We start from the raw sequence: 22,802 nt of genomic DNA on the forward strand, positions 1-22,802 counted from the left end.
GATCCAGATGCAATCGACAAGATCAGGAGACGACGATGGCAGGCGGTTCCATTCCCCATTTCCAGAACGATGCGGGCTATCCGGCAATCGACATCGGCGTCAAGGAATTCATGTGCACCGGCGCCAATCCGCCTTTCGACCATCCGCATGTATTTCTCGACATGGGCGACGACAATGAAAAGGTCTGCCCCTATTGCTCGACGCTCTATCGCTATTCGCCGAAACTGAAGGCATTGGAAACGCAGCCGCCGGGCTGCCTCTATATCGACCAGGCCGCCTGATTCTTCCGCGACAAGCCTGATGCAGGAAACGCAGTCCCGGCAGGTGGTCATCGCCGGGGCGGGCGTCGCCGGGCTGACCGCGGCACTGGCCTTCGCCGAGCGCGGCTATCGGGTAAAACTGTTCGAACAGGCGCAGCACCTCGAGGCTGCCGGCGCCGGTATCCAGCTTTCGCCCAACGCGACGCGCATCCTACGGCAGCTCGGCGTACTCGATCGGCTGCTGCCGACGTCGGTGCGCCCGGAGGCGGTCGTGCTCAAGGATGCCGCCACGCTGCGCAAGCTGGCGCGCGTACCGCTTGGCCAGGCGGCCGAAACGCGCTGGGGAGCGCCCTATCTCGTTGCCCACCGCGCGGATCTGCAGTCAGCGCTGATGCAGCGGATAGCCGAGCGGCCCGAGATCGAGCTTGTCACCGGTGCCCGCGTCGGCGGCGTCGCAACCGGACCGAATGGCATCACCGCAACAGTCGAGATTGCCGGCACGACCATCGAAACCGAAGCATCGTTGCTGGTCGGAGCCGATGGCGTCTGGTCGTCGGTGCGAGAAAAACTGGCCCGCAAGGCGGCCGAATTCGGCAGAAGCCGATTCTCGGGCGAGCTTGCCTGGCGCGCCACGGTGGCCGCGGACAGCCTTGCCGGACAAGCCTTCAGGGCGATCGGTGCGCCCGATTGCGTTACCGCATTCCTCCATCCAGGCTTCCATATGGTCGCCTATCCGGTCAGCCGTGGCACTGTCTTCAACCTCGCGGCCTTCACCAAGGGCAAGCGCATCGCCGAGGGCTGGTCAGGGCATGCCGACCCCGCCATCCTCGCCAGCGCCATGCGTGGCGCCGCGCCGGCGCTGGTCCGCCTGGCGAACGAGGCCGCGCCGTGGACGGCATGGCCGATCCACATAGTCGAGCAGCGGCGGTGGACGACGCCGGAAGGCATCGCGCTGACCGGCGATGCGGCGCACGCGATGACGCCGTTTGCCGCACAGGGCGCGGCGATGGCGATCGAAGACGCGGTAACCCTTGCCGGTTTCGTTGCCACCTCGCCCGCCGATCTCAGCAGCGCGCTTGTCGCCTGGGAACAGGCGCGGCGGCCGCGCGTCGCCCAGGTCGCCCGTCGCGGCGCCGTCAATCGCGTCGCCTGGCATGCGGCCGGGCCGGTGGCGATGGCCCGCAACCTGTTCCTGGCGATGCGCTCACCCGAAAAGCTCGCCGCCGATCTCGACTGGCTCTACGGCTGGCGGGCGTAGGACGTTCGGCGGTCCTAAGTCATCGGCGCCTTGTCAATTGTAAAGCCGCATCGACAGGCCGAGCGATGCCGGCAGCGGGTTCCACCAGCCGGTGCGCAGCCCGGCGATGCGCAGTGCCGCCGCCGCCCAGGTGTTGCAGCCGACCAGCGCGTTGAAACGGCCATTGCCTTCGAAGAAACGATCGAAACGGGAATACGCCGCATTCTCGATCGGCATGGCCCCGTTCGGTCCCTGCCGGAAGCTTCCCGCAATGTAATCGAGCAGCGCCGTAAACCGCTCCTCGCCGATGTCGAAGCCGGCGACGTCGGGATGCGGCTCGGCGATTTCGCCTGAAATGTCGACGTGCATCACCGAGGCATCGACGGTCAGCGCCTTCATCACCGGCACTGCCTTCAGTTCCGACCAGGTCGGCGTCTCGAGATAGAAGGCGCGGCCGCCCCAGCCGAAGACGATGTAGCGGACCTCCGTCATGTCGGCGGGAATGCCGGCATCGACCAGGAAATGGAAGCGCCGGCGCACAACGTCGTCGACCGGGATGGCGATGTCGGTGTGGATCGGATTTTGCAGCACCAGGATACGGCGGCTTGTGCCGATCGGATCGGCAACGGCCGCCGGCCAGAGCGGGCGCGGCAGCAGCGTGCCCAGCGCCACTGCAAGGACTGCTGCAACGACCAGCAGGCCAAGAAAACGGGCAAGCTTCTTCATGGGAAAGGCATAGAACAAGCAATGCTCAAGGTGAAGCCTCTCCGAAAGTTGCGCCGCTGACTTAGAGCTTGAGCATATCCTCCCCGGGAGGATATGCTCAAGCATGTCAGATCACCTCCACGCCTCGCATCCTTCCATCATAAAGCGCCTGAAGCGCGCGCAGGGCCACCTTGCGGCGGTGTTGGCGATGATCGAGGCGCATCGCCCTTGCGTTGACCTGGCGCAGCAGCTTCATGCCGTCGAAAGGGCCATCGGCAGCGCCAAGCGCGAGCTGATCAACGATCACATCGAGCATTGCCTGACCGACAGCGTCGAAACCGGCGGCAACTCGCTGGCGGAACTCAAGCAGCTGGCGAAGTATCTATGAATGCCATCGTAGCCCGCATTCTGGACTGGCTCGGGTTCGGCTCGCACGCCGCACATCATCACGGCGATCACGGTCCGCACGGTCACAGCCATGGCGTCATCGACGCGACAATTGCCACCACCGACCGGGGCATCTGGGCAATCAAATGGTCGTTCGTGATCCTGGCCATCACCGCGGCATTGCAGATGGTCGTGGTTGCGTTGTCGGGGAGCGTGGCATTGCTGGCCGACACGATCCATAACATCGGCGACGCGACCACGGCGATCCCGCTCTGGATTGCGTTCGTTCTGGCGCGGCGCAAGCCGTCGCGGATCTTCACGTATGGCTTGGGCCGGGTCGAGGATCTGGCCGGCATCATCATCGTGCTCATCATCCTGTTCAGCGCTGTAGTCGCTGCCTACCAAGCCGTCGACAGGCTGATCAATCCACAAGCGGTGACACACCTGGGCTGGCTGACTGCGGCGGGCATTGTCGGCTTCCTCGGCAACGAGGCGGTTGCCGTGTTCCGTATCCGCGTCGGCCGCGAAATCAACAGCGCGGCACTGATTGCCGACGGCTACCACGCCCGCACAGATGGACTTACCAGCCTTGCCGTGGTCATCGGAGCCATCGGCGTCTGGTTTGGCTTTTCCTTGGCCGATCCGATCGTCGGCCTGCTGATCACGATTGCGATCTTCGGTATCGTCTGGCAATCGGCCCGCTCGGTGCTGACCCGCATGCTGGATGGAATCGAACCCGGTGTGATAGACGAAATCCGACATGCCGCCGAGCATGTTCCGGGCGCGCGCATTGTCGATGCCAAGGCGCGCTGGATCGGTCATAGATTGCACGCCGACATCGCAATTGCCGCGGACGAAACCCTGCCGCTGTCGGCGGCCAACAAGATCGCCGCAGCGCTGAAGGACGAACTATCCCAGCATATGCCCGCCCTGGCTGAGGCGAATGTGCGGTTTTCAACGGAACGTGGAGAGAACGGCCATCCTCACGAGCACACGCATGACCACGGCCACATGCACTGACGCTCGCCGATTTTCTGCTAGTCTCGCCCGATGTTCCAGACGCTCGTCGAATTTCAGCGCACGATCTATCTGACGCTCGGCGAACAGATCAAGCTGCTTGCGGCCGGAGGCAATTGGCTGGCGTTCATGGCCTTCCTGCCGATGGGCGTCCTGTTCGGGGCTGCCCATGCGCTGACGCCGGGGCACAGCAAGGCCGTCCTGGCGACTTATCTTGCCGGTTCGGATGCGAAGGTCTCGCGTGGTCTGCTCGTATCTATCACGCTATCGTTCACGCATGTGACGATTGCCGTTCTGATTGCGGCTCTCTCGCTGCCACTGGTCTCAATAGCATTGGGCAGCGTCGGCCGCGCTCCGCTTCTGGAGCACACCAGTCGCGGGCTGCTCGGCCTCATTGGCATCTGGATGCTCTGGCGCGCTTTGAGCCACAGCCATCACCACAGGCACGAGGGCGAGGCTGTCGGCGTCATGGCAGGCCTGATCCCATGTCCGCTTACGCTTTTCGCGATGACTTTCGCGATGTCCAGGGGTGTTCCGGCAGCGGGCGTCCTGTTTGCCATCACAATGATGGTCGGCGTGGCGCTGACGCTGTCCTGCGTCGCCGTGTTGTCGATCGTGTTTCGGGAACGGCTTGTACAGTTTTTCGCGCGCCAGCCACGCCTGTTCGAAACCATCTCCCGGGCCATCGAGGGCGCCGCCGGTCTCGCCCTTGCCGGCGTCGCTGTCTGGCAGATCACCTCAGCTTGAGAGAAAATTTGGCCCCAGCCACTGCATGGCGTCCGGGCCGGTGCACCGGCTGGAACGAGCCTAGGCGACGCCGGTCATGTCACATCGATCACGACCATCAGCCCGCCGCCGCCCTTTTCCTCGACATTGTTGTTCGTGGTGTGATGCGGGATGTGGCAATGGATCAGCCATTTGCCCGGACGCTGCGCCTTCCAGATTACGTCGTAGCGCTGACCCGGCCCGACGTTGATCGTATCGGCAAGGAAACGACCCGAAGCGGGGACCGTCTCGCCGTCGCGGGCAACGACCTCGAACGGTCCGCCATGGATATGCATCGGATGGATGAAGCCGTTGTTGGTGCCGATGAACCGCACCTTGAGCGTCTCGCCGACCTTCATCGGGATCGTCTCGGTCGAGGGATAGGCCTTGCCGTTGATGGTGAAGAAATTCGGCATGCCGCCATCCATCGGCATCGACGGGTAGGTCAGCCCTTCCCGCACCAGCCATTCCTGAAGCTCGATGACGTAATCATGGTCGGCCGCGACCTCGTCGGCGGGATTGGCGGGATCGATGATCAGCGCACCGTAGAGGCCGAGCGCCTGGGTCCGGTCCGGCTTGGCATGGGGGTGATAGAAATAGGTTCCGTGCTGGGTCGCGGTGAATTCGTATGAATAGGATTGCCCGGGCTCGATCGGCGGCTGCGTGATCTCGGCCGGCCCATCCATCTGGTTCGGCAGGATCAAGCCATGCCAATGCACCGTCGTTTCCTCAGGCAGGCCGTTGGTGACGTTGATCCTGACCCGATCGCCCTGGCGAATATGAATTCGCGGACCGGGAATCTGGCCGTTATAGGCATAGGCGTCGACCGCGACGTCCGGCAGGATCTGCCAGCGGACCACTGAAGGCCTGAGCTCGAACACCTTGATGCCGTTCTCCATCCGAAACGGCAGTTCCTGGTCGCCCCTTGCCGTCAGGCCATAAGAGGCGGCCACGAGGCGTGGATCGGTAGCCGCCATGTCGCGCATTGTATCGGCTGGCGTGTCGCGATCCATGATCATGCCTCGCGGCATGATCACCCCGCCGACGTCGCGTGCCGACAGCGTCAGGTTCAGCCAGTTCGCCGGCGCGACCATGCCGATGGCGAGCGCCAGCAGGGAGACGGCACCCAGGGCAGCGACCTGCGGCGTCGTGGCATCCGTCTCCATGTGATGGCCGCCGCCTTTGCCTTTGTGGGAAACCATATCGTGGTGCTGCCCGCGATGGCCGCTGGCGTCGGCCTGCTGCATTTGTATCTGCGCATGTTGCCTCGTGGCAGGCTGCTCCCGGACATCGATGCCGGCTGCCTGCGCACGCTGCGTCATCAGCCCATGCTTCAGCCCCCGGGCGACCAGCCAGACATTGGCCGGATAGGCAAGCGCAAAACCGGCGATGACGCCGATCGACATCACGCCCCAGAACAGCAGCTCCGTCGGTTCCATCGCGCGCATGTCGCGGCCCATCATCAGGAAGCTCATGACCGGCGCCATGCCGGCCATCATGAAGTTCATGGAGATGAACTCGGGCAGGAAGCTCTTGCGTACGTTTTCCCAATAGGTGCCGCCCATCATCGATTTCATGAACAGCGACTGGAAGATGAACAGGCCGAAGGCAAAGCCGGCGAGATATTCGACGATCAGGTCGATCCACATCGGCAGGCCGAGCGCCGCCGTGACGGCGGCGGCAAGAATGATGCCGGTGGCATCGCCGGCGACGCAGTGGATGGTGGAGCCGACGCCCTGCTTCCAGAGCGGCCGGGTGAAGAGTTCATGATCGCCCGGCCGGGGCTCCTTGTCGGCGAGCACGTAGAGCAGCAAGCCGAGCGGACCCATATAGAGGGTGACCAGGATGAAGCCCCATTTCATCACCACCGGCTCGGGATTGTTGCGATATTGGTCGAAGCCGACGTAAAGCGTCGAAGCCAGCGCCAGCGCGAACCAGACGACGAGGAAATAATCGATCGGTTGGATGAGCATCAGGATGAACCCGTGACCTGCCGCCGCACGCGCCCACGCGGCTCGTTATACAACTCCCAATGGCAATGAACGCAGCCGGCGCGCTTATGATCCGTGCCGGCGCTAGTTACCAGGTTGCAACGTGACCACTCGAACGGCCTGAAGCACGCTTGCTATCTTCTCGCGTAGCGCACGGTCAGCGCTCGCCGAATACGCGCGAAGCCAGCAAGACAGAGAGGCGTGATCCGCCGGTCTTGTCCCGAACCGGAGTAAGGATCAGTGCAGGATCTGCGACAGGAACAGCTTCGTGCGCTCATGGCGCGGGTGGTCGAAGAACTCGGCCGGCGTGTTCTGCTCGACGATCTGACCCTGATCCATGAAGATCACCCGATTGGCGACTTTGCGCGCAAAGCCCATTTCGTGGGTGACGCAGAGCATGGTCATGCCTTCCTCGGCCAGCCCGACCATCGTCTCCAGCACTTCCTTGATCATTTCCGGATCGAGAGCCGAGGTCGGCTCATCGAACAGCATGATGCGCGGGTTCATGCACAGCGAGCGGGCGATCGCCACGCGCTGTTGCTGCCCGCCGGAAAGCTGGCCGGGATATTTGTTGGCCTGTTCCGGGATCTTGACGCGCTTGAGGAAATGCATGGCGATTTCCTCGGCCTGTTTCCGCGGCATCTTGCGCACCCAGATCGGCGCCAGCGTGCAATTTTCCAGAATGGTCAGATGCGGGAACAGGTTGAAGTGCTGGAACACCATGCCGACCTCGCGACGCACCTCGTCGATCTTCTTCAGATCGTTGGTCAGTTCCTTGCCGTCGACTATGATCTTGCCCTTCTGGTGTTCCTCCAGCCGGTTGATGCAGCGGATCATCGTCGATTTGCCGGAGCCCGACGGGCCGCAGATGACGATCCGCTCGCCGCGCATCACCTTTAGATTGATGTCCTTCAGCACATGGAATTCGCCGTACCATTTGTGCATGGCGATGATGTCGATGGCGACATCGGTGGTGGAAATGTGCATCTTGGCGGCATTGACCTTGATCTCTTCCGCGCTGACGGCGTTTTCTATGGCCATGACAAGGTCCCCTTTTTAGCGTTTGTGGCCGGTGTCGAGACGGCGTTCCGTGTACATTGAATAGCGCGACATGCCGAAGCAGAACAGCCAGAAGATGAACGCCGCGAACACCAGGCCGGATCTGGCCGTCTGTGGCGTCGCCCAATTGGCGTCGGAGAAGTTCTGCTTGACGATGCCGAGGAGGTCGAACATCGAGATGACGATGACCAGGCTGGTGTCCTTGAACATGCCGATGAAGGTGTTGACGATGCCGGGAATGACCAGCTTCAGCGCCTGCGGCATGACGACCAGGCCCATCTTCTGCCAGTAGCTGAGACCGAGCGAATCGGCGCCCTCATACTGGCCTTTGGGGATCGCCTGCAGGCCGCCGCGCACCACTTCGGCCATGTAGGCGGCGGCAAACAGCGACACGCCGATCAGCGCGCGCAGGAACTTGTCGAAGCTGACGCCGGCCGGCAGGAACAGCGGCAGCATCACGCTGGCAAAGAACAGCACCGTAATCAGCGGGATGCCGCGTACCGTCTCGATGAAGATCACGCACAGCAGCTTGACGATCGGCATGTTCGAGCGCCGGCCGAGCGCCAGCACGATGCCGATCGGCAGCGACACGGCAATGCCGACGAACGACAGGCTGAGCGTCACCAGCAGTCCACCCCAACGCGACGTCTCGACATGCGGCAGGCCGAACATGCCGCCGACCAGCAGAACGAAGGCGGCGACCGGCAGTACAAAAAAGAGAAGAATGGCATTCAGCCCCTTGCGCGGCACGCGCGGAATGAGCAACGGCACCAGCAGTGCCACGAACAGGATGGCCACCACGATCGGCCGCCAACGCTCCTCGATAGGATAGGTGCCGAACATGAACTGGCCGAACTTGGCGTTGACGAATGCCCAGCAAGCACCGGTCCAGCCATCCGGCTGGATGCCGCCTTGCGCCACGGTGGCGCAGACCGAGCGGTCCGGTCCGGTCCACTGGGCGTTGATGAAGGCCCAATTGATGATTTGGGGCAGGATCACAGCGACCAGCGCGATGCCAACGATGGTGAGAATGGTGTCGCCCGTGGTGGCAATCAGGTTCTTGCGGATCCAGGCGGTGAGGCCACGCTCGCTCGACGGCGCCGGTTGGGCCAGCGCCATCTCCGTCCGCACCCAGGACATGTCGTGTTCCTGCATGGCTCTACCTCTCCACCAGCGCCATCCTGGCATTGACGACGTTCATGATCGCCGACGTGATCAGGCTGAGCGCGAGATAGACAGCCATCATGATCACCACGCCTTCAACCGCCTGCCCGGTCTGGTTCAAGACAGTGCCGGCAGTCGCCGTCAGGTCCGGATAGCCGATGGCGATGGCGAGTGAAGAGTTCTTGGTCAAGTTCAGATACTGGCTGGTCAGCGGCGGAATAACGATGCGCATCGCCTGCGGCACGACGACAAGCCTGAGGATCGATCCCGAGCGCAGCCCGAGTGCCGCGGCCGCCTCGGTCTGGCCCGTGCTGACGCCCCTGATGCCGGCGCGCACGATCTCGGCGATGAAGGCGGCCGTATAGCAGGACAACGCCAGATAGAGTGACAGGAACTCTGGTCTGACCTGAAAGCCACCGACCAGGTTGAAAGTCGATTGTTTCGGGAATTCGAAGGTCAGAGGAAAGCCGCTCAGCGCGTAGGCCAGCAGCGGCAGGCCGACGATCAACGCTATGGATGTCCACAGCACCGGGAACGGCTGACCCGTCGCCATCTGCCGCTGCCGCGCCTTGCGGGCGACGAACCAGGCCATGGCAAGGGCGAGGAGCAGGGCGACCAGGATCAGCCAGGAGCCCTCGCCCCAGACAGCGCGCGGAAAATAGAAGCCGCGCTGGTTGAGAAAGGAGCCGAACGGCAAATTAATGCTCTCGCGCGGCGGCGGCAGCACGGCGAGCACGCCGGAATACCAGAAGAAGATGACCAGCAGCGGCGGGATGTTGCGGAAGACCTCGACATAGACCGTGCAGATCTTCCTGATCAGCCAGTTGCGCGAAAGCCGGCCGATGCCGACGATGAAACCGATAATGGTGGCGGTGATGATGCCGACGACGGCAACGATCACGGTGTTGATGAAGCCAACCAGGATGGCTCGGAAATAGGTCGAATCCGACGAATATGCGATCGCGCTTTCGCTGATGTCGAAGCCGGCGCGGCCCCTGAGGAAGCCAAAGCCGGAAGCGATGTGCAAGCGCGTCAGATTGACGATGACGTTGTGGGTAACCCACCAGACCCCCGCTACCAGCAGGACGAGGACCAGCGCTTGAAAGAATATTCCGCGGACACGAGGATCATTGATGAAGGAACCGCGGCTTGGCTCCTCGCGAAGAACTTCCTGCGATGCCATTCGACAGTCCCCTGGAAAGAGAGACCGGAAGGCAGACGATCTGCCTTCCGGATCCATTTTCGATCAGCGGATCGGCGGAGCGTACTGCAGGCCACCCTTGGTCCACAGCGCGTTGATGCCGCGCGCGATCTTCAGCGGGCTGCCCGAGCCGACATTACGCTCGAACATCTCGCCGTAATTGCCGACGGCCTTGACGATGTTGACGACCCAGTCGTTAGAGACGCCGAGATCGGTGCCGATCTTGGTGTCGGCTTCCTGGCCGAGCACGCGCTTGATCTCTGGACTGTCCGAGTTCTTCATCTCGTCGACATTGGCCTTGGTGATGCCGAGTTCCTCGGCGTCGAGCAACGCGAAATAGGTCCACTTGACGATGTGGTACCATTGGTCGTCGCCCTGGCGTACGGCCGGCCCAAGCGGTTCCTTGGAGATGATCTCGGGCAACACGACGTGGTCGGCCGGCGCACCGAGCGTCAGGCGGATGCCATAGAGGCCCGACTGGTCGGTGGTGTATACGTCGCAGCGGCCGGCGTCATAGGCGGCGTTAACCTCTTCCAGCTTTTCGAAGACGACAGGATTGTACTCCATCTTGTTCGACTTGAAATAGTCGGCAAGGTTGAGCTCGGTCGTGGTGCCGCTCTGCACGCAGACCGCCGCGCCCGAAAGCTGCAGCGCCGAGTTCACGCCCGGTAGCTTCTTGGCGTTGATCATGAAGCCCTGGCCGTCGTAATAAGTCGTGCCGATGAAGTTCAGGCCGAGTGCGGTGTCGCGATTGATGGTCCAGGTGGTATTGCGCGACAGGATGTCGATCTCGCCCGACTGCAGAGCGGTAAACCGCTCCTTGGCGCTGAGCGGCGTAAACTTCACCTTGGTGCCATCGCCGAACACGGCGGCTGCCACAGCGCGACAGAAGTCCGCGTCGATGCCTTGCCACTCACCCTTGTCGTCCGGCGCCGAGAAGCCGGCCAGACCGGTCGAGACGCCGCATTGGATGAAGCCCTTCGCTTTGACATCGTCGAGCGTGGCCGCCGAAGCCGCCGAAGCCGCGAATCCAAACGCGGCGGCGCCCAAAACGCCGATTGCAATGTGTTTCATGACCCACAGACCCTTTTCTGTTTTTTCCAGGCGAACCTGACTTTTTCCCGTGTGAACGCAGCTATGTATCCCGGCCCATTACCGGAATCCCGCATCGTAACCGACGCGCTGCCTCCCATTCACGAACAACATCGAAGGCGATTATTCCTGTGAGGTCAAGGGAAATGACCAAATCCGAAAGACTTTGAAAACCAACTGCCTGAAATGCCTGAAATTGCAGACAAACGCGCTCGCAAATCGGCCAGCGCGCCAATAAAGCCGGCAAAGTCCGACCGTGAGTTGCCAAGCGCACTTGGCAGCCTTCCCGCAGGTCCACGGCTCGTTGCTGAATTGGCATATTCAAGACCTTGGCCTGGCGAGTGCGGTGCGGTTGCGCGGCCAATGCCGCCGCACTATGGCTAACGACCAACCCATGGGACGAAAAGCAATGGCAAAAGACGACAGCGAGATGGGCGTCAACACACGGCTCGCCCATTCCGGCAACAACCCGCATGACTATTTCGGCTTCGTCAATCCGCCGGTGGTGCATGCCTCGACCGTGCTCTATCCCAATGCGGCGACAATGGCGGCGCGCAGCCAGAAATACACCTACGGCACGCGCGGCACCCCGACCACCGATGCGCTGACCAGCGCCATCGATGCGCTGGAAGGCTCCGCCGGCACGGTCGCGGTGCCGTCCGGCCTGGCGGCCGTGGTGCTGCCGCTGCTCGCCTTCCTGTCGGCCGGCGATCATCTGCTGATCGTCGATTCCGTCTATCATCCGACCCGCAATTTCGCCGACACGATGCTGAAGCGGCTGGGCATCGAGGTCGAGTATTACGAACCGCGCATCGGCGCCGGCATCGCGGCGCTGATCAAGCCCAACACCAAGGTGGTGTTCACCGAATCGCCGGCCTCCAACACCTTCGAGGTGCAGGACATACCGGCCATCGCCAAGGCAGCGCATGCCGCCGGCGCCATCGTCATGATGGACAACACCTGGGCGACGCCGCTCTACTTTCGCCCGCTCGACCATGGCGTCGACATCTCGATCCACGCGGCGACGAAATACCCGGCCGGCCATTCCGACGTGCTGCTCGGCACCGTGTCGGCCAATGCGGACTGCTGGAAGCAGCTTTTCGAGACGTTCAACACGATGGGCTGCTGCGCCGGGCCTGACGACGTCTACCAGGTGCTGCGCGGCCTGCGCACGATGGGTGTGCGGCTGGAGCATCATCAAAAGAGCGCGCTTGCCCTCGCCGGCTGGCTCGAGGGTCAGCCGGGCGTAGCGCAGGTGCTGCATCCCGGGCTGCCCAGTCATCCCGACCACGCCATGTGGAAGCGCGATTTTTGCGGATCGAGCGGCATCTTCTCGATCGTTCTCGCGGGCGGCGGACAGAAGCAGCAGCACGCCTTCCTCGACGCGTTGAAGTTTTTCGGCCTCGGCTATTCCTGGGGCGGCTATGAGAGCCTTGCCGTGCCGGTATTCCTTGGCGACCGCACAATCGCCAAGGGCCCGTATGACGGGCCGCTGGTGCGCTTGCAGATCGGGCTCGAGGATGTCGAGGATTTGAAGGCCGACCTGGCGCGCGGGCTGGCGGCGGCCGCACAGGCCTGAGCCAAGCACCTTTCCAGGCTGAGTCAGGAAATCGGCGTAACAGCTTGGAAAAATTGCGATCCTGAGTGATGTCATGGCGACCGATCAGCCGATGACACGGCGTCTACAAAATAGAGACGCCGGTGTGGTGGAGGCGTTAGAATAGCCTCTGCCGGCGCTTGAAACGGATCGAGGCCGGCCGGCGGATCGGTCGGGAACCTTTTGTCGGCCGATTCATCCAATGTCCGATGAGAAGCCTATCAGGAGATCGGCCATGCCTGCTGCGTTGACGGCAACGCCCGCCGCTTCCGGCGACATGCAGCTTGTCGGCCGCGCGCTGGCACGTGATAGCGATGCATTCCGCACCATCATCAAGACGCACAACCAAAGGCTCTACCGCATCGCCCGAGGCGTCGTGCGTAACGACAGCGAGGCCGAGGACATCGTCCAGGAGGCCTATGTCAGCGCCTTTGCCCATCTCGAGGCCTTTCGCGGCGATGCCTCGCTCGCCACGTGGCTATCGCGTATCGTCATCAACGAAGCGCTCGGCCGCTTGCGCAAAAGGCGGCGAATGGTAGCGATGCCTGAAAACCCGCAAGCCGAAATCATCCGGTTTCCCCTCAACCCGAGCGACGATCCGGAGCGGACGATGGCGCAACGGCAGATCCTTGAGCTTGTCGAACGGGCAACCGACAGTCTTCCCGATGTCTACCGGATGGTGTTCGTGGCGCGCGTCATCGAGGGATTGAGCATCGAAGAAACCGCCGAACTGCTTGGCGTGCGACCAGAAACCATCAAGACCCGGCTGCACCGCGCCCGCGCGCTGGTGCGCAAGGCGCTGGACGACCAGATCGGCCCGGTGCTGCTCGACGCCTTTCCCTTCGCGGGCCGGCGCTGCGAACGGCTGACCAATGCCGTGATGCAGCGGCTTGGTCTTTCCGGATAGGTCGCGCCGATTTTCGCGGGAACGTTTGGCGGCGACCTGCATCCAATGAGCATCACTGAAAACGAAGCCCGATGCAGTTCCGCGTCGGGGCGAAGGAGAGCATCATGTTTATTCGATCGACCACGGCACTGGCCGCATTTTTCCTGCTTAGCGCAGCGCCCTTGTCGCAAGCTGCCGACAAACCGACCGATCCGCAGATCGCACATATCGCCTACACAGCAGGCGTGCTTGACGTCGAGGCGGCCAAGCAGGCGCTGAAGAAATCGAAGAACAAGGAGGTCGTGGATTTCGCCAAGGACATGGTGCGAGATCACGAGGCGGTCAACAAACAGGCTCTCGACCTGGTCAAGAAGCTCAAGGTCACGCCTGAGGACAATCCGACCAGCAAGGCGCTGACCAAGGCGGCGGCCGAGGAACGAGCCAAGCTTGCCAAGCTCAAGGGCGCGGCGTTCGACAAGGCCTATGTCGCCAGCGAGGTGGCCTACCACAAGCAGGTCAATGGCGCGCTCGAAACTCTGCTGATCCCGTCGGCCAGCAATGCCGAGCTGAAGAGCCTGCTGGAAACCGGTCTGAAAATATTCCAGGGCCACGAACAGCACGCCGAACACGTCGCCGGCATGCTGAAGTGAGGATCGGGCCAATGGCGTCGGGGCGGCATCTGTGGGTTGCGCTGGCATTGGCCATGGGTGCCCAGCTGGCCAAGGCCGACACCATCGAGGTGACGATCGACAAGCTTGTGTTTTCGCCGGCAAAGATCGAGGCGAAGGTCGGCGACACGATCAGGTGGGTGAACAAGGACGTGTTCGCCCACACGGCAACCGTCAACGGCGCCTGGGAAGTGATGATCCCGCCGAAGAAGGCGGCGAGCCTGACGGTGAAGAAGGCGGAATCGGTCGATTATTTCTGCCGCTTCCATCCCAACATGAGAGGCCATCTGACGGTGACATCGCCCTGACTGGCTGATGCATGCCGCGCAAAAGTGTGCAGCGGTTTTGCGATAACGACATGCATAAAAAGAGCCTGAAGCGCGCCGCATGAGGCCGGTCGAATGCGACGCGCTTTTAGGCCGCCAGCCATGCCGTCCCTACAAGAAGCGTGACCAGGGTCAACGGCAGGCCGACCTTGAAGAAGGCGATGAAGCCCAGCGGTTTGCCGGAGACCCGCGCGTGCTCGGCAACGATCAGATTGGCGACCGAGCCGAGCAGCGTGAAATTGCCGGCCAGCGTCGAGCTCATGGCGACGACTAGCCAGGCCCGCTCGGGGTTTTCCAGTCCGGGCACGAACGGCTTCAGCGCCAGCACGGCCGGGACATTGCTCATGATGTTGGATAGCACTGCGGTGAAGCCGGACAGCCGCCACACATCATTCAGCCCGAGGTCCTTTGCCGAGGCGACGATGTCGGGCGTCAGCAGCGTCTTCTCCGCCCCGGCGACGACGATGAACAGCCCGGCGAACATGAACAGCAGCGGGCCATCGATCTCGCGATAGATGCGCTCAGGTTTGATGGCGCGGGTCAAAAGAAGAATGGCGCCGCCGATCAGCGCTGCCTTGGCGACTGGAACGCCGGCGAAGAAGGCGATCGCCAAACCGACACAGACGACCACCGCCTTCACCACCTGCCCCGGCAGCATGCGGCCGCGATAGACTTCGGGGCTGAGCTCGGCCTTGCGCGAAAATTCGGCGCGGTAGACGATGCGGATGATGACGATGACGGCGACGAGGCCGAACGCCGCGACCGGCGCCAGCGCCGCCGAAAAGGCCGGGTAGGAAATCCCCGACAGCGCGCCGATGACCATATTCTGCGGATTGCCGGTGATGGTCGCGACGCTGCCGCAATTGGACGCCGTGGCGGTGGCGATCAGATAGGGAACCGGATTGCGGTTGATGACGCGGGTGACATGGACGACGATCGGCGCCATGACCAGGCAGATGGCGTCGTTGACCAGGAACGCCGACAGGACGCCGGTCAACAGCGTCACCATCACCAGCAGCATGAACGGCGCATGCGCATGCTCGATGGCGAACCCGCCGAGCGCGCGAAAGGCGCCCGACACTTTAAGATGCGCCACGACGATCATCATGCCGAGCAGAAGCGTGATGGTGTCGAAGCTGATGGCGCGGTAGGCGTCCTCCATGTCGAGCGCGCCGATGGCGATCATCGCCGCACCGCCGAGCAGCGCGATCCCTGCCCGGTCGAGGCGCAGCCCGGGTATCCTGCCGATGGCGACGCCGGCATAGGTCAGGACCAGGATCAGCAGTGCCGCCGCGCCCATCGCTGTCATGTGTTGGAAATCCTGTGCGACTGGCGAGTGAACCTGTCCGGAATGGACCCTGAAAATATTGGCGATCCCGACAGGATTCGAACCTGTGACCATCGGCTTAGAAGGCCGGTGCTCTATCCAGCTGAGCTACGGGACCGCTGGCCGGCCGCATGACCGGCGGATTGTGCCGGCAGGGCCGGTATGGGATCAATGCGTCCAGGGCGTCCTGCGGTCATAGCGGAAATTCTCCGCATAGGAAATCTGGCGGCGCTTGATTTCCTTCGGCTCCTCGACGCGGAAAGCCAGCCCTTCCTTCTCGGCATAGGCGACCGCCTCTTCTCTTGTGTCGAAGGTCAGCCTGATCTGGCTTCGCATGTCGCCGGACGTGGTGTAGCCCATCAGCGGATCGATCTTCTTGCGCTGCTCCGGATCGAATTCCAGCACCCAATAGCCGGTCTTGGCCTTGCCGGACTGCATCGCGGTTTTGGCTGGGCTGAAAATGCGGGCTGACATGACCACCTCATTGCTGGTTGCAAGCACACGACCCCGAGACCACATTACTGTTCTCTGGCCATGCACTAGCCCGTCATTACTGCGCAATGCCGCCGGCAGCAAGGCCGATGGCTTTTTACGCTTGCTTTGGCGGGCTGAAATCACTAGGCAACAGACCGTTCGGAGTGTAGCGCAGCCTGGTAGCGCATCTGGTTTGGGACCAGAGGGTCGGGAGTTCGAATCTCTCCACTCCGACCATTCATCAAGCAAATCTCGTCGGCAGGGCAAGCGGATCACGCTCGAGCGTGTCTGCCGTCGCCGGTCATGCTTAAGCGACGGACGGACAGCACGAGCCCGCGCTGCCCGTCCGATATGCAAGCCGTCAGCCCTGGATGAAGGCCAGCAGATCCGGATTGATGATCTCCGGGTGGGTGGTGCACATGCCGTGCGGCAGGCCCTTGTAGACCTTGAGCGTGCCGTGCTTCACCAGCTTGGCCGCAAGCAGCGCGGAATCGGCGATCGGTACGATCTGGTCGTCGTCGCCATGCATGATCAGGACCGGAACCTCGATCTTCTTGAGGTCGTCGGTGAAATCGGTCTCCGAGAACGCCTTGATACAGTCGTAATGGGCCTTGGCTGCGCCCATCATGCCTTGGCGCCACCAATTGTCGATAGCCCCTGGCGAAACCTTGGCGCCGTCGCGGTTAAAACCGTAAAACGGGCCGGCCGGCACATCCCTGTAGAACTGGGCGCGGTTAGCGGCCAGAGCGGCGCGAAAGCCGTCGAAGACCTCGATCGGCAGGCCGCCCGGATTGCTATCGGTCTTGACCATGATCGGCGGCACCGCGCCGATCAGCACCGCCTTGGCAACACGGCCTCCGCTGCCATAAAGCGCGACGTAACGCGCCACCTCGCCGCCGCCGGTCGAGTGGCCGATGTGGATCGCATCCCTGAGATCGAGATGCGCCGCCAGCGCCGCGACGTCGGCAGCGTAGGTGTCCATGTCGTTGCCGGTCGCGGTCTGCGACGAGCGGCCGTGGCCGCGGCGGTCATGGGCGATGACGCGGTAGCCCTTTTCGAGGAAGAACAGCATCTGGTTGTCCCAGTCGTCTGAGCTCAGCGGCCAGCCGTGATGGAACACGATCGGCTGGCCCTTGCCCCAATCCTTGTAGAAAATCTCGGTGCCGTCATGGGTGGTGAATGTGCTCATCGTCCTACTCCTTAATGGAAAAATTGGGGGTAACAGGGAAGCTTTTAGCCCCCTTCTGCTGGACAAATTATAACAGTGCGGCCAGGGTGAGCATTGGCAAAACGGACATTCAACGTGGCAAAACTGACAAATGGCGGCTGCGCTTGATCTGATCGAAATCGGCCTTGTCTTGTATCCCGGCGTGCAGGAAGCGGCCGTGCTCGGCCTGACCGATCTCTTTCTGCTGGCCAACCGGCTGGCGGCCGATCGGTCGCCGGACGCTTTGAGGCTTCGCGTCAGCCATTGGCAATTGGAGGACGCGGGCCAGACCGTAGTCTGCACTTTCGACAGCGACCCCGGCGCCGACAATGAACCAGCCATGGCTATCATCCCGCCAACCTTGGGAGATCCGATCGCTCGGGAAGCAGCCGCGCCCTATGCCGGCTGGCTCAGGGGCCGTCATGCGGCAGGCGCGACCCTCGGCTCGGTCTGCGCCGGCGCCTTCGTGCTTGCCGAGACCGGCCTGCTGTCGGGTCGTGCTGCGACCACGCATTGGGCTTATCGCGACGCGCTGGCGCTACGCTTTCCAGACATTCTGCTCGATGCCGACAGGCTGGTCATCGACGATGGCGACATCATCACCGCGGGCGGCTACATGGCCTGGACCGATCTCGGCCTCAAGCTGGTGGACAGGGTGCTCGGGCCGACCGTCATGATGGACACGGCGCGTTTCATGCTGGTCGACCCGCCGGGCCGCGAGCAACGCTTTTACAGCCCGTTCGCGCCGCGGCTGACCCACGGCGACGAAGCGATTCTCAAGGTGCAGCACTGGCTGCAGGCAAACGGCGCCCGCGACGTGACGCTCGGCGCCATGGCCGGGCATGCCGGATTGGAGGAGCGGACTTTCCTGCGCAGGTTCCGCAGCGCCACCGGCCTCAAGCCGACCGAATATTGTCAGCACCTGCGCGTCGGCAAGGCGCGCGAGCTGCTGGAAACCACGATGCGGTCGATCGACCAGATCGCCTGGGAGGTCGGCTATGACGATCCCGGCTCGTTCCGCAAAGTATTCGCTAGGATAACCGGCCTGGTGCCTGGCGATTACCGCCGGCGCTTTGGCGTGGAACGAGCGGCGGTTGCAGGCGGAGAGAGCTGAGGCCAGCCGCGCAATGGCGCTATCGATTCGATGCTGCCAAAGGCAAGCTCGCCGGGCGAGAACCCCAACCACCCATCTCCCGGCGAGCCTACTACCTGATTTGATACGCAATCAGGACCGGGATTAGCCGGCAAGCTCGTTGCTGCAAGACAGATGCCAGGTTTTGTTCCCGAAATGGGACAGTGGCGGAACTGGAATCGTCAAATCTCGAACTCGCCCTGCCCTTCATCCATGGCGCTGACGGTCTCGGCGGCGAGCGCGCGGGTGATCGGCGTCTTGCGCTCGAGCGCGGTGCGGTCGAGCCGTTCGACCACCCGCATGGCAGTGGCCAGCGAGCGCTCGATGCGGCGCACCAGATATTGCACGACATGCGGCTCGACCTCGACCTGGCGGTCGGCGAACAGCTTTGTGATGACGCCGGCCAGCAGAAGATCGTCGGGTTCGTGGATCTCGACGGTCGCCGCCGCCTTCAGCCGCGACGCCAGGTCGGGCAGCCTGACGCCCCAGGCGGACGGGAAGCGCCGCGCCGTCAACAGCAAGCTCGAGCCGGCGCCGCGCACCGCGTTGATCAGGTGGAAGAGGCCGTGCTCATCGATCGGGCCGGCATCGACATCGTCGATCAGGGCCGGATGCGCGCCGAGATTTTCGATGCAGTCGCCGATGCGGCCGGCCTCCACTTTCACCGCGTCGGCGCGGGTCCGCCAGATCGAGGCCAGATGGGTTTTTCCCGAGCCGGCCGGCCCGGCCAGCACGACGACCGGCGACGGCCAGTCCGGCCAGCGGTCGACAAGCGCCGCCGCCTGGCTGTTGGTGCTGGAGACGACGAGCTCGTCGCGCGAATAGCCTGTGCCGTGGCCTAGATCGAGCGGCAATTGACGCGGCGGATCGATCTTGTCCGGCATCTGGCTCAACCGCGCGCGCCCCCGCGGCGCCGCACCTGCAGCGGCGGCACCGGCTCGTCGGCATGGCCCTTGTAGAGCGGCGATTCGAGATAGCGGGCGATGGCGAAGCGCACCAGAACGGCAACGGCGGCGGAAGCCGGAACGGCGATCAGCAGGCCGACGAAGCCGAACAGCGCGCCGAAGGCAAACAGCGCAAACATCAGCCACACCGGATGCAAACCGACGCTTTTGCCGACCAGCCTTGGCTGCAGGATGTTGCCCTCGATGAACTGGCCGACGAAGAACACACCGGCCACCGCTGCGATCATGGTCCAGTCCGGCCAGAACTGGACGAAGGCGACGCCGACGGCCAGCACCAGGCCGGTCAGCGAGCCGACATAGGGGATGAAGGAGATCAGCCCGGCGAACAGACCGATGAGGATGCCGAAATTCAGGCCCGTCAGTGTCAGGCCGGTGGCATACATAGCGCCGAGCACCAGGCACAGCGTGCCCTGGCCGCGCACGAAGCCGGCGGTCGCCGTGTTGATGTCCCTGGCGATCGTCCTGACGGTCTTGACATAGTCGCGCGGCACCCAGCTGTCGACGATTGTCACCATGCGGTCCCAGTCGAGCAGCATGTAAAAGGCGACGACCGGCGTCACCACGAACAGGCTGACCACCGAGACCAGCGCCACGCCGGAGCTCCAGATCGAGGTGAACACGGTGGTCAGGAGGCCGAAGCCGGAGGTCAGCAGCGAGTTCAGGCCTTCGCGCAGGCCGTTGGCGTCGACGCCGAATTTCTCTTCCAGCCATTTCGGGTCGAAGCTGGTGATCAGGCTCTGCAGCCGGGTCAGATAGTCCGGCAGCTTGCTGGCGAAATCAGCCATCTGCGAGGCGAGCACCGGAACCAGGATGACGACGGCCAGCACCAGGACGACGATAAAGGCGATGAGGATGACCACCGTCGCCATCAGCCTGGACAGGCCAAGCCGCTCCAGCCGGTCGGCGACAGGGTCGAGGAAATAGGCGAGCACCATGCCGGCGACGAACGGCAGAAGGATGCCGCTGAAGACATAGAGGAAGACGGCGAGGATGATGGCGCTGACCAGCCAGAAGCGGATCTGGCGGCGAAACGACGCCGATGCCGCAGCTTCCGCTGCCGCAGCCTCAGCTTCAGCGTCGATGGACCGTTCGTCAGGTGCCGGGTGTGGAGCCTTCGCCATAGCCGCTCATATGCCTCAGCCAAGCCACGAGATAGGCCGCGGCCGAAGCCACGGTCAAGACCCCGGACAGCAATATGAGGGCCGGCCTCAGCGGATCGAGACGGATGTCGAAGGCGAGTTCGCCCAACACCACTGCCGCCAGCACGATCTGGATCGCGGTGTTGGCCTTCGACACCAGGAGCGGCTTCATCTCGACCGGATGCGCCATGACGGTGGATAAAAGCACGGCGCAGACGATCAGTGCGTCGCGCGACACCATGGTAACGACCAGCCACAGCGGCAGTTCGCCGCTGAAGCCCAGGACCACGAAAACCGAGACCAGCAGCAGCTTGTCGGCCATCGGATCGAGATAGGCGCCGAGCCTGGAAAACTGATTGAAATGGCGGGCGATGAAGCCGTCGACGCCGTCGGAAATGCCGGCAATGAGGAAGCCCGCAAAGGCCCAGTCCCAGCGGTCCTGCAGCATGGCCAGCACCACCGCCGGCACCAGCACGAAGCGCATGATCGTGATCATGTTGGGGATGGTCAAACGCATATCCCGTCGCTCTTGTTTGCCGATACATGATGGAGATGGAGGGTTACGGCAAGTGAGAAGCGACACAGAAGCTGCCAATCTCCCCACGAGGGCGCCAGCAATGAAATAGGTCAAGACAGATGTCGATTTCGGGGAGGCTCATTCGTCTCACGATAGGAAGCCAAGGAAATTTGCCCAGGCAAGGAAACGGACGCGATGACAATCACTATCACAGCATTTGAACGATCGCCCGATGGCGGCAAGGGACTGGCGCGTGATACGCGCGTTCGCTGGGCGCTCGAAGAAGTGGGGCAGCCGTATGAGGTTCGTCTTGTTTCCTTCGCAGAGATGAAGGCGCCTGAACATCTGGCGATCCATCCCTTCGGCCAGATCCCCACCTATGAGGAAGGTTCTCTCTCGCTGTTCGAGACCGGCTCGATCGTCTTTCATCTTGCTGAGCAGCATGCGGGATTGCTGCCGAAGGATCGCAATGCCCGCGCGCGTGCGATCACGTGGATGTTTGCCGCACTTAACACCGTCGAACCACCGATCCTCGAATTAACGACGGCAAGAATATTCGAACGTGACAAGCCTTGGAGCGAGGAGCGCTTGCCGTTGGTAAAGGACCGTGTTCGCGCTCGGCTGGACAAACTCTCGGCTCACTTGGGTGTCGCCGACTGGCTCGATGATGCGTTCAGCGCGGGCGATTTGTTGATGGTGTCGGTGCTGCTGCGACTAAGAATGTCAGGCATTTTGGACGAATATCAAAACTTGGCTGCCTATGTAGCGCGCGGGGAAGCACGGCCGGCCTATATCCGGGCTTTCGCCGCGCAATTTGCGATCAACGCAGAGGGGGCGTGAAGATTAGCCAGCATTGAACTAACCAAATGGAAGCGAGCCCGAAGCGCGCGCGCTCTCCTTTGGCGACGCCAGTCAAGAAAGCTGGTACGTCTCCCGTATTCGAGGGGACGCCATGTCGATCAACATCTATGTCTACTGGGGGCGAGGAGAAAGGACGCCGAAGAGCTGGTCCCGCAGCTGCAGGCGCATTTCCGGGCCTTTGACGAAGCCGACGACAGGTTCGCGAGGTGGGCCCCGCGCGGCAGATCGCTCAAAAAAGCAATCGCCTCAAGCCGGTCAACACCTCGTCGTGCGAGGTTCTCCATCGCTGGCTGTTAAAGGGCCGGAACAAGACGGACATGCCTCCGAGACAGCCCGTTCCTGAACTGGGATACAATGTGTCGCTGTGGAACCAGCGCCAGGCAAATATAGAGGCGTCCACATCAGTCCATTGCAGTTCCTGGTCCAAATATCTGTCGGAAGACAGCCAGAACAATGCTTCGCTGGAGTTTAGCTACATAGCTGGAGCCGAACCGGTGAATACAAAGGTTTTGCTCGGCCTATTTCTCAAGTTCATTGATATCTGGGAACCCAGTTGGGGTTCGATCTGGCGGCACGTTCATGAGGGACATCCAGCCGGGGCGCGTTGGAACCCAAGACATGTTCAATATGCCTTCTTCCAGTCACCGGGAGGACGCGGGCACGATGAACGATTTATGGGACAGCAGCAGACCCTCCCCAAGGGCGGTCGCCTCTGGACGGACGAAACGGCGGTGCCTTTCCTGGAAGAGACGTAAGTGCCCGGTATTCCGCTGCCGTCCTTGCAAGACGCTGTTGCCCATGCGAAGAGCCCGTGAAGCGACAGCC

24 protein-coding genes and 2 tRNA genes are annotated in these 22,802 nt (G+C 62.6%); 13 read left to right on the forward strand and 13 right to left on the reverse strand.

The window, feature by feature from the left end:
- Positions 1-35 precede the first annotated feature (35 nt).
- Both NKH93_RS19415 and NKH93_RS19420 read left to right on the forward strand, forming a co-directional pair.
- Positions 36-281, forward strand: a complete 246-nt coding sequence (locus NKH93_RS19415) for a zinc-finger domain-containing protein (RefSeq protein WP_254820632.1) — start codon at positions 36-38, stop codon at positions 279-281.
- Between the two features lie 19 nt (positions 282-300).
- On the forward strand, positions 301-1,518 hold the full coding sequence (locus NKH93_RS19420; RefSeq protein WP_352971453.1) for an FAD-dependent monooxygenase: 1,218 nt from the start codon (positions 301-303) through the stop codon (positions 1,516-1,518).
- A gap of 33 nt (positions 1,519-1,551) precedes the next feature.
- Here the strand turns inward: NKH93_RS19420 and NKH93_RS19425 are convergent, their stop codons facing one another.
- Positions 1,552-2,223 carry a TIGR02117 family protein gene (locus NKH93_RS19425; protein WP_352472641.1) on the reverse strand — a complete coding sequence of 224 codons (672 nt, stop codon included), beginning with the start codon at positions 2,221-2,223 and terminating at the stop codon, positions 1,552-1,554.
- Between the two features lie 103 nt (positions 2,224-2,326).
- Between NKH93_RS19425 and NKH93_RS19430 the strand changes: the two genes are divergently transcribed.
- Genes NKH93_RS19430 through NKH93_RS19440 form a run of 3 tightly spaced genes read left to right on the forward strand, consistent with a single transcriptional unit; the run spans position 2,327 to position 4,353 of the window.
- Complete coding sequence (locus NKH93_RS19430; protein WP_352684955.1) at positions 2,327-2,590, forward strand: metal-sensing transcriptional repressor; 264 nt, start codon at positions 2,327-2,329, stop codon at positions 2,588-2,590.
- Positions 2,587-3,609, forward strand: coding sequence for a cation diffusion facilitator family transporter (locus NKH93_RS19435; protein WP_502896466.1), 1,023 nt, complete (start codon positions 2,587-2,589; stop codon positions 3,607-3,609). The genes NKH93_RS19430 and NKH93_RS19435 overlap by 4 nt, the downstream gene beginning before the upstream one ends.
- Before the next feature lie 30 nt (positions 3,610-3,639).
- Positions 3,640-4,353 (forward strand): HoxN/HupN/NixA family nickel/cobalt transporter, encoded by a 714-nt coding sequence (locus tag NKH93_RS19440; RefSeq protein ID WP_352971455.1) that lies wholly within the window; start codon positions 3,640-3,642, stop codon positions 4,351-4,353.
- Positions 4,354-4,427: 74 nt separating this feature from the next.
- On the opposite strand, the gene NKH93_RS19445 is transcribed toward NKH93_RS19440, so the two are convergent.
- From NKH93_RS19445 to NKH93_RS19465, 5 genes are all read right to left on the reverse strand, one after another.
- Complete coding sequence (locus tag NKH93_RS19445; RefSeq protein WP_352501894.1) at positions 4,428-6,344, reverse strand: multicopper oxidase domain-containing protein; 1,917 nt, start codon at positions 6,342-6,344, stop codon at positions 4,428-4,430.
- Positions 6,345-6,599: 255 nt separating this feature from the next.
- Complete coding sequence (locus NKH93_RS19450; RefSeq protein WP_031212005.1) at positions 6,600-7,349, reverse strand: amino acid ABC transporter ATP-binding protein; 750 nt, start codon at positions 7,347-7,349, stop codon at positions 6,600-6,602.
- Between the two features lie 69 nt (positions 7,350-7,418).
- Complete coding sequence (locus NKH93_RS19455) at positions 7,419-8,576, reverse strand: amino acid ABC transporter permease (RefSeq protein WP_352820255.1); 1,158 nt, start codon at positions 8,574-8,576, stop codon at positions 7,419-7,421.
- Between the two features lie 4 nt (positions 8,577-8,580).
- A complete protein-coding gene (locus NKH93_RS19460; RefSeq protein ID WP_352472636.1) occupies positions 8,581-9,768 on the reverse strand; it encodes an amino acid ABC transporter permease in 1,188 nt (395 codons plus the stop codon).
- Positions 9,769-9,831: 63 nt separating this feature from the next.
- Positions 9,832-10,860 carry an amino acid ABC transporter substrate-binding protein gene (locus NKH93_RS19465; RefSeq protein ID WP_254820740.1) on the reverse strand — a complete coding sequence of 343 codons (1,029 nt, stop codon included), beginning with the start codon at positions 10,858-10,860 and terminating at the stop codon, positions 9,832-9,834.
- Positions 10,861-11,287: 427 nt separating this feature from the next.
- Here NKH93_RS19465 and NKH93_RS19470 point away from each other — a divergent pair, with 427 nt between their 5' ends.
- From NKH93_RS19470 to NKH93_RS19485, 4 genes are all read left to right on the forward strand, one after another.
- Positions 11,288-12,457 carry a cystathionine beta-lyase gene (locus NKH93_RS19470; protein ID WP_352684961.1) on the forward strand — a complete coding sequence of 390 codons (1,170 nt, stop codon included), beginning with the start codon at positions 11,288-11,290 and terminating at the stop codon, positions 12,455-12,457.
- 253 nt (positions 12,458-12,710) lie between these two features.
- On the forward strand, positions 12,711-13,382 hold the full coding sequence (locus NKH93_RS19475) for an RNA polymerase sigma factor (protein WP_352820251.1): 672 nt from the start codon (positions 12,711-12,713) through the stop codon (positions 13,380-13,382).
- 104 nt (positions 13,383-13,486) lie between these two features.
- Complete coding sequence (locus tag NKH93_RS19480; RefSeq protein WP_352615724.1) at positions 13,487-14,011, forward strand: DUF4142 domain-containing protein; 525 nt, start codon at positions 13,487-13,489, stop codon at positions 14,009-14,011.
- Between the two features lie 11 nt (positions 14,012-14,022).
- Positions 14,023-14,337: a cupredoxin domain-containing protein gene (locus NKH93_RS19485; RefSeq protein ID WP_352971458.1), complete on the forward strand. Its 315-nt coding sequence runs from the start codon at positions 14,023-14,025 to the stop codon at positions 14,335-14,337.
- 106 nt (positions 14,338-14,443) lie between these two features.
- Here the strand turns inward: NKH93_RS19485 and NKH93_RS19490 are convergent, their stop codons facing one another.
- The 3 genes from NKH93_RS19490 to NKH93_RS19500 form a co-directional block, all read right to left on the reverse strand.
- The gene (locus tag NKH93_RS19490; RefSeq protein WP_352569726.1) at positions 14,444-15,664 is read right to left on the reverse strand and encodes an anion transporter; all 1,221 of its coding nucleotides are present in this window, start codon (positions 15,662-15,664) and stop codon (positions 14,444-14,446) included.
- A 59-nt stretch (positions 15,665-15,723) separates the two neighbouring features.
- A tRNA-Arg gene (locus tag NKH93_RS19495) sits at positions 15,724-15,800 on the reverse strand.
- 50 nt (positions 15,801-15,850) lie between these two features.
- Entirely contained in the window at positions 15,851-16,156 is a 306-nt protein-coding gene (locus tag NKH93_RS19500) for an ETC complex I subunit (protein ID WP_023677641.1), read from the reverse strand.
- 160 nt (positions 16,157-16,316) lie between these two features.
- On the opposite strand from NKH93_RS19500, the gene NKH93_RS19505 reads away from it, so the two are divergent.
- Positions 16,317-16,393 (forward strand) — tRNA-Pro (locus tag NKH93_RS19505).
- A gap of 124 nt (positions 16,394-16,517) precedes the next feature.
- On the opposite strand, the gene NKH93_RS19510 is transcribed toward NKH93_RS19505, so the two are convergent.
- Positions 16,518-17,345, reverse strand: a complete 828-nt coding sequence (locus NKH93_RS19510; RefSeq protein ID WP_352971460.1) for an alpha/beta fold hydrolase — start codon at positions 17,343-17,345, stop codon at positions 16,518-16,520.
- A 130-nt stretch (positions 17,346-17,475) separates the two neighbouring features.
- Here NKH93_RS19510 and NKH93_RS19515 point away from each other — a divergent pair, with 130 nt between their 5' ends.
- The gene (locus NKH93_RS19515) at positions 17,476-18,477 is read left to right on the forward strand and encodes a GlxA family transcriptional regulator (RefSeq protein WP_352971462.1); all 1,002 of its coding nucleotides are present in this window, start codon (positions 17,476-17,478) and stop codon (positions 18,475-18,477) included.
- Positions 18,478-18,677: 200 nt separating this feature from the next.
- On the opposite strand, the gene hdaA is transcribed toward NKH93_RS19515, so the two are convergent.
- Genes hdaA through NKH93_RS19530 form a run of 3 tightly spaced genes read right to left on the reverse strand, consistent with a single transcriptional unit; the run spans position 18,678 to position 21,110 of the window.
- On the reverse strand, positions 18,678-19,379 hold the full coding sequence (hdaA, locus tag NKH93_RS19520; protein ID WP_352472673.1) for a DnaA regulatory inactivator HdaA: 702 nt from the start codon (positions 19,377-19,379) through the stop codon (positions 18,678-18,680).
- A 5-nt stretch (positions 19,380-19,384) separates the two neighbouring features.
- Positions 19,385-20,581 carry an AI-2E family transporter gene (locus NKH93_RS19525; protein ID WP_352971464.1) on the reverse strand — a complete coding sequence of 399 codons (1,197 nt, stop codon included), beginning with the start codon at positions 20,579-20,581 and terminating at the stop codon, positions 19,385-19,387.
- Positions 20,553-21,110, reverse strand: a complete 558-nt coding sequence (locus tag NKH93_RS19530) for a CDP-alcohol phosphatidyltransferase family protein (RefSeq protein ID WP_352469229.1) — start codon at positions 21,108-21,110, stop codon at positions 20,553-20,555. The genes NKH93_RS19525 and NKH93_RS19530 overlap by 29 nt, the downstream gene beginning before the upstream one ends.
- A gap of 201 nt (positions 21,111-21,311) precedes the next feature.
- Between NKH93_RS19530 and NKH93_RS19535 the strand changes: the two genes are divergently transcribed.
- Positions 21,312-21,956 carry a glutathione S-transferase family protein gene (locus NKH93_RS19535; RefSeq protein ID WP_352541636.1) on the forward strand — a complete coding sequence of 215 codons (645 nt, stop codon included), beginning with the start codon at positions 21,312-21,314 and terminating at the stop codon, positions 21,954-21,956.
- A 227-nt stretch (positions 21,957-22,183) separates the two neighbouring features.
- Entirely contained in the window at positions 22,184-22,732 is a 549-nt protein-coding gene (locus tag NKH93_RS19540; protein ID WP_352820241.1) for a hypothetical protein, read from the forward strand.
- Positions 22,733-22,802 lie beyond the last annotated feature (70 nt).

The sequence above is a fragment of the Mesorhizobium sp. M0954 genome, assembly GCF_040319155.1.
Lineage (GTDB): Bacteria > Pseudomonadota > Alphaproteobacteria > Rhizobiales > Rhizobiaceae > Mesorhizobium.